Below are 14,397 nucleotides of genomic sequence, written 5' to 3'. Positions count from 1 at the left end.
AACGGGAAGTGATTAAACTTTCTTACACGTAAAAAAAAGCCTCCAGCTTTGACGTAGAGCGGAAAATCCGTCCTCGTTTTCGCTGAAGGCTTTGTCATGATCATGGTATTCACGCTTAGACAGTAAATCGGTAACCAGCACCCCAGACTGTTTCGATATACTGTGGATTGGATGGATCGACTTCGATTTTTTCACGCAGCTTGCGAATGTGCACCGTAACGGTCGCGATATCTCCGCTGGAATCCATGCCCCAGATTCGTTCGAACAGCTCGTTTTTGTTAAAAACCCGATTCGGGTGAGTCGCTAAAAATTCAAGCAGATTGAATTCTCTTGTCGTGAAAATGACTTCCTGATTGCGTACATACACTCTTCTTGAAACTTTGTCGATGACGAGACCGCGAATGTGAATCTCTGCGTTCGTTGGTTGAGGTTGTCGGGCTGTCAAACGCTCGTATCTCGTCAGATGGGCTTTGGCTCTGGCTACTAATTCGCTTGGGCTAAACGGCTTTGTAATATAGTCATCGGCACCGAGATTAAAGGCGCGGATTTTATCGATCTCTTCTTTTTTGGCGGAGACGATCAGGATCGGCACTTCCTTGACTTGTCTGATCTGGCTGCACAATTCGAAGCCGTCCATACCAGGAAGCTGCAAATCAACGATGATCAAACTGTAGTCGCCATTGATGGCAAGTGGCAAGCCTTCGCTGCCAGAGTGGCATAAATCGACCTGAAAGCCATTCAGTTCAAAATAATCCCGCTCCAGTTGAGCGATAGTCGTCTCATCTTCAATGATGAGGATACGTGAAGACATGGGAATGTGCACCTCCTATTGTTTGTGGGTACGTTTTAACGTAAAGAACAGGCTGGTACCTACACCTTGCTTGCTCTCTACCCAAATTCTGCCGCCGTGACCCTCGACGATCTGGCGCGCGATGGACAGTCCGAGGCCGCTACCACCCGTGGAAGAATTACGGGATTGCTCCACTCGATAAAAGCGTTCGAACAGGTGAGGAATGGCTTCTTGCGGGATACCGATGCCGTTGTCCTTTATTTCAATGGTGGCCCACTGAGCGTCCGCTTGAACCGAGACGCAGATGATTTTCTCAGGTTTATCCATGTATTTTTGCGAGTTGCCGATGATGTTTAAGACCGTGCGCTTGATTTTTTCCAGATCGGCGATGACCAGGGTGTCTTCTGCTGTGCGCTGATTCCACTGAATTGTGATACCCTTCTTTTCCAGATCGTAGTGCAGCTCGTCGATGCAGTCATCCAAAAACTGCACGATATCTACATGTTCAAACGTAAAGGGCACTTGCTTCAGATCGAGCTTGGAGTAGAGAAACAGCTCATCGACGAGCAAGTCGAGGTCTACTGCTTTGGAGTAAATGATGTTCACGTATTTGTCCATTTTCTCCGGGGTATCAGCTACGCCATCGCGGATTCCCTCGATGTAGCCCTTGATATTGGTAATCGGTGTACGCAAATCATGCGAGATGTTGGAGATCAACTCTTTGCGACTTTCTTCATCCTCAAGGCGAAGCCGCACTGATTCCTGCAATCGTTTGCGCATGTTCTCGAACGCTTCGTTCAGTTGTCCAATCTCGTCCTTCGTTTGTAGATGGAGCTCAAAGTCCAGATTGCCTTCCTTGATGTTCTCGGCTGAATTGCGCAGTAAATCGAGCGGCTTGACGACGCTGCGAGTAATCCAGCGGTACAACAAGACGTTTGCGATGACAATGACGCCGAGGAGGAGGAACACGAGCATCGGCAGCAGTTTGCGGATAACTTCACCAAATGGACTGCGCTCGCGGATTACAAAGACACTGCCTTTTGCGCCATCTGAAAACTTGAAGTCAAACTTGGCATACGCATAAAATCTTTCGCCGATGTTGAACGTGTTGCGAATCTGGTTGTTGTTCAAGTCGTAGGGCGGCAAGCTATTTTCCAGCTCGGGCTGATTGATGGTTGGGGAGGTAAAGACTTGATTGCTCTCTCTGCGGACATACAGGCCAGCTCGTACCGTTTTGAGCTTGAAATCATAATCGGCAAGCAGCTCCTGGTTTTGCAATTGATCCGGCTCATTCTTGGCGAGATATTTTAATTCAAGGAAAATATTCTCTTCTTGTTCAGTCAGCGGATTGAGCTGATAATGCACTTTATAAAAGTCGCGAAAGCTGTTGAAATCGCCTGTCGCCGCAATCGTAAACAGGCTGGCGGCTACGAAAAACGTCAGCAAGCTGATGACTAGCATCCCTGTGTAAGAGAGCAGCAGCTTGATACGGATAGACATGAACTCACCTACTTTCGATGGGGTGAAAATTTATACGCAAGATGACAAGTCCATTATATACAAGACGTCCAGTTGGTAAAGCATAATTACTTGGAACTCGGTCAAAATCAGTTATACTAGCAAGTAAGAAACCGAGAGCTTTGTATGAATGGGAAGGACGGGGATATTCATGAAAGTAGCCATTGCACAACTGACAGCGACGATGGATAAGACGCAAAATTTGCAAAAAGCAGCCGATTACATTTCAAAAGCAAAGGCAGCAGGAGCAGATTTTGTCATCTTGCCTGAAATGTATAGCGCACCTGCCACGCCAAAGTCGGGAGTAACGCCAGCGGAGGTAGCGGAAAAGCTGGATGGTCCATTTGTTTCCGGATTGGCAGAGTTAGCTTCAGAGCATGGCGTTTATGTGGTTTGCGGTGTGTTTGAATCCATCGAGGGTGATGAAAACCGCGCCTACAATACGACTGTTTTTCTAGGCCGTGAAGGACAACTGCTGCATGCGTACCGCAAGACACATTTGTACGATGCCTTTTCCTACACAGAATCGGACTTCATCGCGCCTGGGGATAATCCGTATCAAGTGGTGGAAACGGAATTCGGCAAAATCGGGCTGATGGTTTGCTACGAGGTGCGCTTCCCGGAAATCGCGAGACAGTTTGCACTCCAGGGTGCCGATATTTTGTTTGTGCCAGCAGGTTGGGTAGCCGGAGCGATGAAAGAGGATCACTGGGAGACACTGGTTCGTGCGCGTGCCATTGAAAACACGATGTTTGTATGTGCGGCTGATCAGGTTGGAAATATTTTTGCCGGACGCAGCATGTTCGTCGATCCGATGGGTGTCGTGATTGCAAGCGCAGGGGAAGAAGAAACGTTATTGATCACAGAACTGGATGTAAGTCGGATTGAACGAGTACGGGGCAAATTGCCAAGCGTAGCCAACCGCCGAGCAGAACTGTATACCAATTAAACGCCTATGCACACTTTCTCTTTTGTTCAATATGATGGTAACAGATAACTAGTCATTATTTTGGCCCTTATGTAAGCGTCGCCATCATGAGAGAGGGAGTGTGTACGAATGTTCTGGTTCGTATGGGCTGTCGTCGGTGTGGTCGTTTGGTGGGCAATGAGCTTGATCTGTACAGGAAAAGCGGCAGGATCAGGCTGGTGGGCTTCGCTCATTGCTGCTCTTTTGGGTAGCTGGCTGGGCGATTTGGTACTGGGTGATTGGCTGTGGATGTGGGCCGGCTTCAACGTTATTGCCGGAGCCATTGGTGCGGTTGTCATCACTTGGTTGTGGTGTTTGGTGGTGAAGCAACTGAAATAAGCGAAACAATTTCGTATTACTAACTAACCAGGAATCGTCCAAATGGGCGGCTCCTGGTTTTTTTATGCTGAGCTGTAGTGGAGAGAAGAATATTTCCAGTCTAGGCTCCAGGCTCCGTCCCACTGGAAGAATGCACTGCCCGCTCCGAAGGGATTCGCGGGGAAACGCAAAAGTGGTAGCCGCTTCGTAGCGCGAGCACGTTGCGTTTCTTTTGCCCGCAAATCCCTTCTCCGCTCGGTAGGACTCCACAAGTCGCTACGTCTGGAAATATTCTTCTCTGTCGTAACTGATGATATTTCTTCATTCTTTTAAATTTCTAAAAGCCCGTTTAAACAGGGAAAGCTCGCAGAGGAAACAGGAGAAATAAGCGAAGATCTTAGGGACGCCGACCGAGACGCAATGCAAAAAGCGAAACACGCTCTTAAGCGTCCACCTCTGCAAAAACCTCCTGAATGGACTACTTTGGACGCGGTTTCGCTTTTTTCATGGAGTCGTGCAGTCAATCCCACAGGGGGTGGCCCTAGCATCTGAGCGTTTTCTCCTGTTTCCTCCCCACCACTGCAGCCGGACAAAGTTTTTTAAAAGGCTATGTAAGACAGTTTGGAATAATACAAAAACAATTCATACTTGACCAGTAGGGATTGTTGGTAATATAACTATATCTATACCGAATACAATAATGAGAGGTACATAAAACGAAAGGGAGGGGAATATATGTCGACGTTATTGATCATCGTAAACATTGTTTTGTTGCTCTTATTCATTGCTGGATTGTACGCCATGCAAAAGAAGCATATTTCTTTTTCCAAGCGAGTATTTGTCGGTCTTGGACTCGGGATTTTATTTGGACTCATTTTGCAATACGTATACGGAGCCAAATCGGACGTACTCAAATCCACCATCGAATGGTACAACATTGTAGGGAAAGGCTATGTGAAGCTGCTTCAAATGATCGTAATGCCACTGGTATTCATCTCTATTTTATCGGCTTTCACCAAAATGAAATTAACCAATAACATTGGGAAAATTAGTACGCTGATTATCGGACTTTTGGTAGGAACGACTGCTGTCGCGGCAGCGATCGGGATTTCGACTACCTTGGCATTTAATCTCGACGGGGCACAATTCCAGCAAGGGGATGCGGAATCCGCTAGAATCGAACAGGTAGAGCAGCGCTTGGGTGATATCGAGAACTTGAGCATGCCAGCCAAAATTCTGGAACTGCTTCCAGCGAATCCTTTCCTCGATCTGACTGGAGATCGGGCGACTTCTACAATTGCCGTCGTGATTTTCTCTGCGATTATCGGTGTTGCGTATTTAGGGGTAAAACGTAAAAATCCGGAGCAAGCTGAATTGTTTGCAAAAATTGTGGACGCATTCCATACGATTACTATGCGTGTCGTGACATTGATCTTGCGCCTGACGCCATATGGTGTACTGGCAATCATGATCAGAGTGGCGGCTACCAGTGATTACAATGCCATCTGGCAGCTGGGCAAGTTCGTTGTCGCTTCCTATGTGGCGATGATCATCATGTTTATCATTCATCTGTTGCTGCTGACGTTTGCAGGATTGAATCCAATCACCTATGTGAAAAAAGCATTCCCTGTCCTGACGTTCGCCTTCACTTCACGTACGAGCGCGGGCGCATTGCCGCTGAATGTAAAAACGCAACAAAGCATGGGGGTTCCTGAGGGAATTGCCAACTTCGCAGGCTCCTTTGGACTCTCCATCGGACAAAACGGCTGCGCTGGTATTTATCCAGCCATGCTGGCCATCATGGTGGCTCCAGTCGCGGGAATTGATCCGCTGACACCATCGTTCATCCTGACGCTGATCGCAGTAGTGGCACTCAGCTCCTTCGGGGTTGCAGGTGTAGGAGGCGGAGCGACCTTTGCAGCACTGCTCGTCTTGTCCACGATGAATTTGCCGATTGCCATTGTCGGTCTGCTCATCTCCGTTGAGCCGTTGATTGACATGGGCCGCACAGCGCTAAACGTAAGCGGAAGCATGACCTCCGGGCTCTTAACAAGCAGAGTGACAAAAGAACTGGATACCAACGCTTACCACGGAAACGACCAAAAAACACTGACTGTGTAAATGTAACAAAACAGGCTGTACCGTCTATCCAGACAGGTACAGCCTGTATTATTTGGGGTTACGTATTTTTAAAGAAGCTCGTGAATACAAAACGCTACGGACAGGAAGAGAAAAACGGAGCGACCGGAGGCCTTGGCGCGCCTGCCCAGTCGAAACGGAAAAAAGCGGTACACGCTTGTCGACCAACCTCTCCCCTGAGAAGCTTCCGCCCATCGGGTGGCTTTTGGTCGACGTACCGCTTTTTGGAGTGTAGACGGACTTCCCTGCTTCCTTGTTGGCGTGCCACCAACGAAGGGAGCCCGTTTTTCTCTTCCCCACCACTATGTTCGCACAAACATAAGGTTTTCTTCCCTACGGATTAACCGAGGTGTACTTAAAGTACGCGCCCCCCAGCGGGAAGATGATGAAATCCTTCACCTTGTCGTTTTTCACATAAGGGCTTCCACGGAAGTTGATCGGAGCCAGCGGCATTTCCTCCATAAGAATCGTTTCCGCTTCTAGCAGGATTTTTTTGCGCTCGTCCAGATTAGGCTCGTTGTAGCTCTTGTCGATCAGCTCTTTGAACGTGGCATTTTCCCAATCCGGGTGGTTATTTCCGCCCGTTTTGTCGCGGAACATCTCCAGGAAGTTGATCGGGTCGTTGAAGTCTGCGCCCCATTGGAAGCGGATCATGTCAAAGTTGGCTTGCGATCTCATGTCGCGGTACACCTTCAGCTCTGCCGTGTACAGCTTCACGTCGACGCCGAGTGCTTTTTTCCACTGATCTTGCAGGGCTTCTGCCAGCTTTTTGTTGGTATCATTCGAGTCAAAGGTGTAGGTAACGGTCGGGAAGGTCGAGAGTCCGAGCTCCTTCATACCTTCTTCCAGCAGTGCTTTTGCTTTCGCCTGGTCTTCTTTAAAGTAGCCGTCTGGTTTTAATCCCATGGAAGTCGGTACCCAACCATAGGCGGCCGGCACACCCGTCTGCAAAATATTGTCGATGATTTCCTGACGGTTGATGGCATAAGCGAAGGCTTGGCGAATTTTTTTGTTGTTGAATGGTGGTTTGTTTGTATTAAAAACAACGGATTGAGTGCCGGGATTATCCGCGACCATTAGCTTGCCTGCATCTTTGAGTGTAGGGATTGCGTCGGTCGGAAGTGTTGAGGCAGGATAGCCGCCCCAGTCAATGTCGCCATTTTCGAACATCGAGAACGCTGTATTGTTGTCCTCGATCATAGCGATTTCAATCCGGTCGAGCTTGACGTTGTTGCGATCCCAGTAGTTCGGGTTTTTCGTAAAGACGATTCTGCTTTTGTGCTCCCACGTATCCATGATGAATGGACCATTTCCTACGATTGTTTTCGCTTCATCCGCCCATTTCGGGTTTCCTTCCAGCGTTTTTTGATGCAACGGGAAGAGGGTAGGGAAGAAGGTTAGCTCACGGAAAAATGGAGTCGGTGACTTCAGGTTGAATTCCACGGTGTAGTCGTCTACAGCCTTAACACCTACGTCTTCTGCTTTGCCTTTCCCCGTATTGTACTCCTCTCCTCCTTTAATGTAATAAAGCTGGTAGGCGTACTCGGACGCTGTTTTCGGATCGAGGTTGCGCTTGATCGCATAGACGAAATCATGGGCGGTGACAGGATCTCCGTTGCTCCATTTGGCGTCCTTGCGAATTTTGAAGGTGTAGTTCATGTAATCCGGCGAGTTGGTGAAGCTCTCAGCCGTAGCATTGACGAGTTGTCCATTCGTGTCATAGCTGGTCAAACCTTCAAAGGCAGCGTAAATCATGTCAAACGAATCCGCGTCGACGGCGATCCCAGGGTCCATCGAAGGCGGCTCACTGTTAATGCTCCATTTTAACACCATCGGCTCTGTTTTTGTTGCTTCTGTAGGTGTAGTGGAGCCTGTGGGTTCAGCGGGTGCGGAAGAGTTCGAGCACCCCGCTAGTACCCCGAAAAGCAAGGTAAGACAGGTTGCAATTGCCAGTCCCTTTTTCATAAATACCCCCTTAAAAATGATAGAAAACGTATATTCAGAATATTTGCTTGTGTTTTCGATAGCAAAGGAATTTTTTTAGTTTCTCGATAAAAAATATTTACTTAGGTCATTGATAGATAGGAATAGTGGTGTAAAATTAATTGACTTTTCTCAAAAATTTACTCATTTTTTAAAATATGGTATATTCTGGTAGTTATTAATGATAGGAGAGGTGGGAATCACTATGTTCAAGAAAATGGTTTTTTCAGCATTAAGTGTAGCCGTATTTTCTGCAGTGTTAACGTCTCCGATTCAAGCCAATAGTGTTGGTGGGCATAAAGAACCTTCATTGGCTTCTGCCAGATGGAGTTCAGATGAGGAGTGGATTCGAAAATCTGCTGCTGTCCCAGCAGGTTGGGTCGTCATTCGTGAAGATCTAGGCTCCAAGCTCATTAAAAATACAGCAGGTGCTCCCTATGGTGAGGAATTACGAGTTAGCAAATATTCTCCCGTTCCAGCGGGATGGGTCGTTTTAAGAGATGAAGTAGCTGGTCGGGTGATCAAATATGTAATAGGAGCAACTTATCGTACGGAGTTCAATGTAACTAAATTCTCCCCGATTCCAACTGGATGGGTTGTATCGCGAGAAAATTATGATAGCAAAACGATTATGAATGTCGTTGGAGCTCCTTATGGAACCGTATTATTAGTAAGCAAATATTCACCTGTTCCACCAGGATGGGTTTACGAGGGACAAGTGGCTGCTGGCAAGTACATTAAAAACTTGAATCGCTATTAGTCGGATAAAACATAGAGAAAGAACTGATGGATCAGGTGTAAATAACCATCAGTTCTTTTTTATTCTTTTTCGTTCGGCAACACATTTGGTATTCGATGGACAAAGAGAAGCGTACATGATATGAATGAGGAAAAGGTGTCTATCAAGAACAGGTAGGAGAAAACGCCCTTATGTATAGAATCGGTGTTGTAGGACCGTTTCCTTCGGTGGAGCGGATACTGGCGGTCGCCAATGAGTTTGAGCATGAGATCGAATTTGTTCCTTTTCGATATGAGGACGTTCGTGACGTGAGCAAGATCGTTCTGGAGCATCATCCAGAATTAAATGGATGGTTTTTCTCTGGCCCGATTCCGTTTACGATTGCGAAAAACGTACTCAGCCCGGATGCCAATATCGTATATTGCCCGCCGAACGGTTCGAATTTGTATCGTTGCTTCATCCAGATGTCGATTGATCAAAAGACAGCCGTGAACCGTGTATCCATTGATATGATTGAGTCGGAAGGAACGCATTTGCGCGAAGCGATGTCGGAGCTGGACATACCCGAAGAGGGGATTTACGTCAGTACGTACAACGAAAATTTTGACCTCGATGCGATCACGCAGTTTCATGTATCGCTGTGGCGTGAAGGCAAGACACAAGGAGCGTTCACCACGTTTTCTGTGGTTGAACATGCGCTGCGCGAGGAAGGTATTCCTGTCTATCGTGTCCTGATGACGAAAATGGAGATTCGTCAGGCGATGAAAATCGTCATCGAAAAGGTGAAAAGCTCCTATTTTAAGGACACACAAATCGGGGTAGAGATCATTGAGCTGGAGCAGTTTGACAAGATTCCAGAGCGGACCAGCACGCGCTTTTACTTGCAGCATCTGGAGCTGAAGATCAGACAAATCCTGCTTGCGCTCTGCGATCGGCTGGACGGCTCTCTATTGGCAAATGGCAACGGACGCTACCAGATTTTCAGTTCGCGTGGTGCGATTCAGCGAGAGATTGAAATGCTACGACATACGGTGGAACAGCTCTCTTTGGAGGCAGAGGTTCCGGTTGCAGTAGGTGTAGGCTTTGGGGATACAGCTTTTTCTGCGGAAAACAATGCGCGAAAAGCGATCCAGCATGCAAAAGAACGACCGGGGGCGGGCATTGTCGTCGTACAGGATAATGGCGTCATGATGGAATCGGTGGGAGAAACAGAGGAACTCACCTATTCGTTCCGCTCCAGTGACCGCGAGTTATTGGAAAAGCTGAACCGTGCCAATGTAAGTGTCAAATCGTATAACAAGCTGCGTGCGCTTGTTCAGCGTATGGGCTGGAAGACGTTTTCGACGACGGATATCGCTTCGCATTTGTCGATGACGGTACGGAATGCCCAGCGGATCATGGGTAGCTTGTGCGAAGTGGATTTGGCCGAGTTTAGCGGGGAAGAGCAGCAGGCTGTGCGTGGACGACCGAAGAAGCTTTATCAGTTAAAGAAATGAAGGCACCCGACGAGATGTTCGGGTGTTTTTTCATATCATGGAGCTACGGTGGGGAGAAGAATATTTCCAGTCTAGGCTCCAGGCTCCGTCCTACTGGGGGTCAAGACTGCCCGCAAATCCCTTCTCCGCTAGGTAGGACTTCACAAGTCGCTACGTCTGGAAATATTCTTCTCTGTCGTAACTGCTGACATTCTTCAATCTTTTAGGGCTTTTAAAAATCCGATTCACACTGAAAGTTCGTAGAGGAAACAGGAGAAAAAAGCGAAGATCTTAGGGACATCGACCGAGACGCAATGCAAAAAGCGAAACACGCCTTTAAGCGTCCACCTCTGAGACACATCCTGATTGGACCACTTTGGACGCGGTTTCGCTTTTTGCATGGAGTCGTGCAGTCAATCCCCCAGGGGGTGGCCCTAGAATCTGAGCGTTTTCTCCTGTTTCCTCCCACCACAACAGCGAGAAGAAATTTTGTTATTTTTCAAGAACTCTAACAACTTCTATTGAAAAAACAGAGAGGCAACTATATAATTCAATTAAGCGAAAATGTCTTTTAATATTCGTATATTGTAAGGGTTTACATTTGCCAGTCTTCTCATATTTCTAGAGCTTGCCTATCGGACCTGGGCATGGAAAAAGACATGCTTCAGAGTTAACAGGAGGAATTGAACGATGTTGGATCTGGTTTCGTTGCGAAGAGATTTTCATAGACATCCAGAGGTGGGGTTTACGGAGTTCCGAACTGCTTCCAAGGTAGTAGAGATTTTGACGTCCCTCGGCTATGAGGTCATATACGGACAAGAAGCAATCGATGGAGATTCCCGTCGGGGCTTGCCTTCCGAGGCGGTTCTCGAGGCAGCGTATGAAAGGGCTTTGCGTGACGGTGCAAACCCGGCGATCGTGGAAAAAATGCGCGGTGGCTATACAGCAGTGATCGGTGTGAAGAAAGGGAAGGCACCTGGACCAACGGTTGCATTCCGTTTTGACATGGACGCACTGCCTGTTTTGGAAAGCACGGAGCAAGATCATTTTCCACAAGCGAATGGCTTCCGCTCCCATTATGAAGGTAACATGCATGCCTGTGCTCACGACGGTCATACCACGATTGGCTTGGGATTGGCAGAAGCGCTTGCAACAGGAGATTTTTCCGGTACGCTCAAACTGATCTTCCAACCAGCCGAAGAAGGTGTTCGCGGTGCATATGCGATCGTGGAAAAAGGCCATTTGGACGATGTTGACTATATTTTCTGCAACCATTTGGGTGTCAATGTGCCGCTAGGTGAGGTACACGGCGGTTCCTATGGATTTTTGGCTACCACGAAAATGATGGCGCATTTCTACGGTGTTTCTTCACATGCTGGTGCGTCGCCAGAGCAAGGGAAAAATGCATTGCTCGGAGCCGCTACCGCCCTGTTGAACATTCATGCGATTCCTCGCTTCAGCACGGGTGATACGAGAATCAATGTGGGTGTGCTAGAAGGCGGAACAGCAGCAAACATCATTCCAGCCTATGCCAAGATGGTTGTGGAGACTCGCTCCATTACCGAAGAAGTAAATGCAGAAGTAGAAAACCGCGTACGCAACATCATCGCGCACAGTGCCGCTATGCATGAGCTCGACTACAAGATCGAAGTCGTCGGGGGAGCCATCCCGATCAACTACGATGTGGAGATGGCAGAGCTGGCACTGGAAGAAGCCAAGCAAGTAGAAGGCTTCCATTCCTTTAAGCACGGCGATTACAATTCGATGGGGAGTGAAGATGCCAGCTTTATGATTAAACGCGTTCAGGATCGTGGCGGAAAAGGAACGTACATGGCAATCGGTACGGACATCCCGGCCCCTCACCACCATCCGAAATTCGATATACAAGAAGAGATTTTGCCACGCAGCGTAGCGCTTTTGAACCGAATTGCCAGACGATTGCTGACGTAAAAAACGTTCCTAACTGAGCGAAAAAGCACTGTGGACAACGAGGGCAGAGAGGATGTTTGCGAATGCATACCAAGCGAATTGCAGAAATGATTGAGAAAAAACGGGAAGCCTTTATCAAGGTGAGCGACCAGATTTGGGATTTCGCGGAGACACGTTTTGAAGAGTACCAATCTGCTGAGCTGCTGGCTCAAACACTCGAAGGAGAGGGCTTCAAGGTTGAACGCGGTGTAGGCGGAATCCAAACGGCCTTCATCGGAAGCTTTGGCAGCGGCAATCCTGTCGTGGCGATTTTGGGCGAGTTCGACGCCCTGTCGGGTATGAGCCAGAAAAAAGGCCAAACCACAGAAGAGCCCCTCGTAGCAGGAGCAAACGGCCATGGCTGCGGACACAACTTGCTTGGTACCGCTTCTCTTGCGGCAGCCGTTGCAGTGAAAGAGTACATGGAAGAGAACAACATGTCAGGGACTGTTCGTTACTACGGCTGCCCAGGGGAAGAAGGCGGCTCCGGGAAAGCGTTCATGGCACGAGCAGGATTGTTTGACGACGTGGATTTCGCACTTTGCTGGCACCCAATGGGCTACAACAGCATCATGTCCATCGATTCGCTTGCGAACTATCAAATCTACTTCAAGTTCAAAGGAAAGAGCGCTCATGCCGCAGCAAGTCCGCATCTCGGTCGAAGCGCACTCGATGCAGTGGAATTGATGAACGTCGGCGTGAACTACTTGCGTGAGCACATCATCCCGGAAGCACGTGTGCACTATGCCATCACGAACTCCGGCGGCTTGTCGCCAAATGTGGTTCAACCGAAAGCAGAGGTGCTCTATCTCGTACGTGCGCCAAAGGTTGATCAAGTACAGGAGATTTACGAGCGCGTATGCAAAATTGCGCAAGGCGCTGCGCTCATGACCGAAACCGAGGTAGAGATCGTATTCGACAAAGCGTGCTCGAACCTCGTGCAAAATAAGCTGCTCGAAGAGGTTATGTACAAAAACTTCCAGGAGCTGGGCGTCCCTGTGCATGATGAAGCGGAGCTGCAATTGGCAAAAGAAATGCGTGCGACGCTGTCCAAGCAGGAGCTCGCTACTTCGGAAAAACAGTCACCGGACATGCCTGCTCCAGACATGGTGACATGGCTCAATCCATTCGACGGATCAAAAATTCCGCTGAACGGCTCCACGGATGTAGGGGATGTAAGCTGGATTACGCCGACCGCACAATGCACGACTGCGTGCTATATAAACGGCTCCACGCTGCACTCCTGGCAATGGGTGTCTCTCGGGGCGACATCCATGGCACATAAAGGGATGCTGCATGCGGGGAAAGTCATGGCTTCTACAGCGATTGACATGCTGAAAAACCCAGAGCTGATCGAACAGGCAAAAGCCGAGCTGAAACAGCGTTTGGGCGATCAAACGTATGTATGCCCGATTCCAGATGGTGTCATGCCTTCTGTGAAAAAATAAGAGACACGGAATTAACACGCGGACGACTTCTGAACGATCAGGGGTCGTCTTTTTTGTTCAAGAGCAAGGTCTTCGTGTAGAATAGCCAAAAGGAGTTGCGAAAATCAGATGAAAGCCCTGCTCATGTTATCTTACGCCTCGTTGCAATCAATCGATGATGTACTTCCTTTTTACGCCCATCTGTTTCACGGCAAAATCCCTTCGTCGGATACGTTGCTGGCTGCCAAGACACGCTTTCAATCCATCGGCGTTGCAGATCCGCTCGGCTCGGTAACAGCTCGGCAAGCGCTGGCCTTGGAGCGGCGATTGAATCAAATTGGAGGCGGCGAGCGAATCAAAGTCTATCAAGCTACGAAGCATACGTCTCCTTTTGTGCACGAGACGGTTCAACAAATGGTCGCAGACGGCGTTACAGAGTTGTACGCGTTTCCGACATCGCCCTTATATTCGAGAACGGGTACAGCAGCCTATCATCAAAGTGTCCGAAAGGCGCTCGAAGCCAGTGGTGCGAATATTCCGGTTGTAGAAATCAATCATTGGCACCGCTATCCGGGGATTGCAGAAGCGATCAGCCTTCGCCTGCGGACCGCTCTGCAATGGCTCTCTATAGAAAATCGGTCAGAAGCAACTGTATTGTTTACGGCACACAGCCAACCGGGGGTGCCAGAGGTAAACAACGAATTCATCCAAGCTTTTATGGAGCTGGCTGAAGCGGTCGCCATGCGAGCTGCTTGCAAAAAGTGGATGCTCGCTTACCGAAGCGCAGGACCGGCTCCGCAGAAATGGTTAGGACCGGATGTGCTTGCGATGATCGAAAAGGTGGCCGAGTCAGGCGGCAAGGCTGTCGTCGTCTGTGACTTGCTGTCTTTGACCGAAAATGTGGAGGCGATTTTCGATTGCAGAATCCATTGCCGAATGAAAGCAGAAGCTTGTGGGCTGGAATTTGTCTCTACTGAATTTCTGAATGATTCGGCTGACTATATCGACGCTCTCGTGGAGCTGATTCGTGAGAGAATGGAGCAGTCCGAAGAGAGGAAGAGTTGACGTCTTCC

Annotated in this window: 11 protein-coding genes; 8 read left to right on the top strand and 3 right to left on the bottom strand. The window is 48.6% G+C overall.

Annotated features, from left to right (window positions below; translation table 11 throughout):
- Positions 1-115: 115 nt before the first annotated feature.
- Positions 116-811 (bottom strand): response regulator transcription factor, encoded by a 696-nt coding sequence (locus tag ASG16_RS11760; RefSeq protein ID WP_048031238.1) that lies wholly within the window; start codon positions 809-811, stop codon positions 116-118.
- A 15-nt stretch (positions 812-826) separates the two neighbouring features.
- Positions 827-2,290 (bottom strand): sensor histidine kinase, encoded by a 1,464-nt coding sequence (locus tag ASG16_RS11755; RefSeq protein WP_056490666.1) that lies wholly within the window; start codon positions 2,288-2,290, stop codon positions 827-829.
- Positions 2,291-2,459: 169 nt separating this feature from the next.
- Here ASG16_RS11755 and ASG16_RS11750 point away from each other — a divergent pair, with 169 nt between their 5' ends.
- The 3 genes from ASG16_RS11750 (at position 2,460) to ASG16_RS11735 (ending at position 5,714) form a co-directional block, all read left to right on the top strand.
- A complete protein-coding gene (locus ASG16_RS11750) occupies positions 2,460-3,257 on the top strand; it encodes a carbon-nitrogen hydrolase family protein (protein ID WP_048031240.1) in 798 nt (265 codons plus the stop codon).
- A 108-nt stretch (positions 3,258-3,365) separates the two neighbouring features.
- The gene (locus ASG16_RS11745) at positions 3,366-3,614 is read left to right on the top strand and encodes a hypothetical protein (protein WP_056490663.1); all 249 of its coding nucleotides are present in this window, start codon (positions 3,366-3,368) and stop codon (positions 3,612-3,614) included.
- A gap of 714 nt (positions 3,615-4,328) precedes the next feature.
- A complete protein-coding gene (locus ASG16_RS11735) occupies positions 4,329-5,714 on the top strand; it encodes an L-cystine transporter (protein ID WP_056490660.1) in 1,386 nt (461 codons plus the stop codon).
- Positions 5,715-6,065: 351 nt separating this feature from the next.
- Here ASG16_RS11735 and ASG16_RS11725 read toward each other — a convergent pair whose 3' ends face one another.
- Positions 6,066-7,697: a peptide ABC transporter substrate-binding protein gene (locus ASG16_RS11725; RefSeq protein WP_056490657.1), complete on the bottom strand. Its 1,632-nt coding sequence runs from the start codon at positions 7,695-7,697 to the stop codon at positions 6,066-6,068.
- 223 nt (positions 7,698-7,920) lie between these two features.
- On the opposite strand from ASG16_RS11725, the gene ASG16_RS11720 reads away from it, so the two are divergent.
- From ASG16_RS11720 to ASG16_RS11695, 5 genes are all read left to right on the top strand, one after another.
- Positions 7,921-8,475: a hypothetical protein gene (locus ASG16_RS11720; protein ID WP_056490654.1), complete on the top strand. Its 555-nt coding sequence runs from the start codon at positions 7,921-7,923 to the stop codon at positions 8,473-8,475.
- 170 nt (positions 8,476-8,645) lie between these two features.
- Positions 8,646-9,950 carry a hypothetical protein gene (locus ASG16_RS11715; RefSeq protein WP_056490651.1) on the top strand — a complete coding sequence of 435 codons (1,305 nt, stop codon included), beginning with the start codon at positions 8,646-8,648 and terminating at the stop codon, positions 9,948-9,950.
- A 669-nt stretch (positions 9,951-10,619) separates the two neighbouring features.
- Positions 10,620-11,879, top strand: coding sequence for an amidohydrolase (locus tag ASG16_RS11705; RefSeq protein WP_056490648.1), 1,260 nt, complete (start codon positions 10,620-10,622; stop codon positions 11,877-11,879).
- Between the two features lie 62 nt (positions 11,880-11,941).
- On the top strand, positions 11,942-13,345 hold the full coding sequence (locus tag ASG16_RS11700; protein WP_056490645.1) for a M20 family metallopeptidase: 1,404 nt from the start codon (positions 11,942-11,944) through the stop codon (positions 13,343-13,345).
- 108 nt (positions 13,346-13,453) lie between these two features.
- The gene (locus tag ASG16_RS11695) at positions 13,454-14,389 is read left to right on the top strand and encodes a ferrochelatase (RefSeq protein ID WP_056490642.1); all 936 of its coding nucleotides are present in this window, start codon (positions 13,454-13,456) and stop codon (positions 14,387-14,389) included.
- Positions 14,390-14,397 lie beyond the last annotated feature (8 nt).

It is taken from the genome of Brevibacillus sp. Leaf182, assembly GCF_001423865.2.
Taxonomy (GTDB): Bacteria; Bacillota; Bacilli; order Brevibacillales; family Brevibacillaceae; genus Brevibacillus; species Brevibacillus brevis_C.
The sequence above is the reverse complement of the archived record's forward strand: the minus strand, read 5'-3'. Positions and strand labels throughout refer to the sequence as shown.

Bases quoted from the DNA above. Each gene is read 5' to 3' on its own strand.
- ASG16_RS11750 (WP_048031240.1), top strand. From the start codon at position 2,460: ATGAAAGTAGCCATTGCACAACTGACAGCGACGATGGATAAGACGCAA.
- ASG16_RS11715 (WP_056490651.1), top strand. From the start codon at position 8,646: ATGTATAGAATCGGTGTTGTAGGACCGTTTCCTTCGGTGGAGCGGATA.
- ASG16_RS11725 (WP_056490657.1), bottom strand. From the start codon at position 7,697: ATGAAAAAGGGACTGGCAATTGCAACCTGTCTTACCTTGCTTTTCGGG.
- ASG16_RS11705 (WP_056490648.1), top strand. From the start codon at position 10,620: ATGTTGGATCTGGTTTCGTTGCGAAGAGATTTTCATAGACATCCAGAG.
- ASG16_RS11695 (WP_056490642.1), top strand. From the start codon at position 13,454: ATGAAAGCCCTGCTCATGTTATCTTACGCCTCGTTGCAATCAATCGAT.
- ASG16_RS11755 (WP_056490666.1), bottom strand. From the start codon at position 2,290: ATGTCTATCCGTATCAAGCTGCTGCTCTCTTACACAGGGATGCTAGTC.
- ASG16_RS11745 (WP_056490663.1), top strand. From the start codon at position 3,366: ATGTTCTGGTTCGTATGGGCTGTCGTCGGTGTGGTCGTTTGGTGGGCA.
- ASG16_RS11760 (WP_048031238.1), bottom strand. From the start codon at position 811: ATGTCTTCACGTATCCTCATCATTGAAGATGAGACGACTATCGCTCAA.
- ASG16_RS11735 (WP_056490660.1), top strand. From the start codon at position 4,329: ATGTCGACGTTATTGATCATCGTAAACATTGTTTTGTTGCTCTTATTC.
- ASG16_RS11720 (WP_056490654.1), top strand. From the start codon at position 7,921: ATGTTCAAGAAAATGGTTTTTTCAGCATTAAGTGTAGCCGTATTTTCT.
- ASG16_RS11700 (WP_056490645.1), top strand. From the start codon at position 11,942: ATGCATACCAAGCGAATTGCAGAAATGATTGAGAAAAAACGGGAAGCC.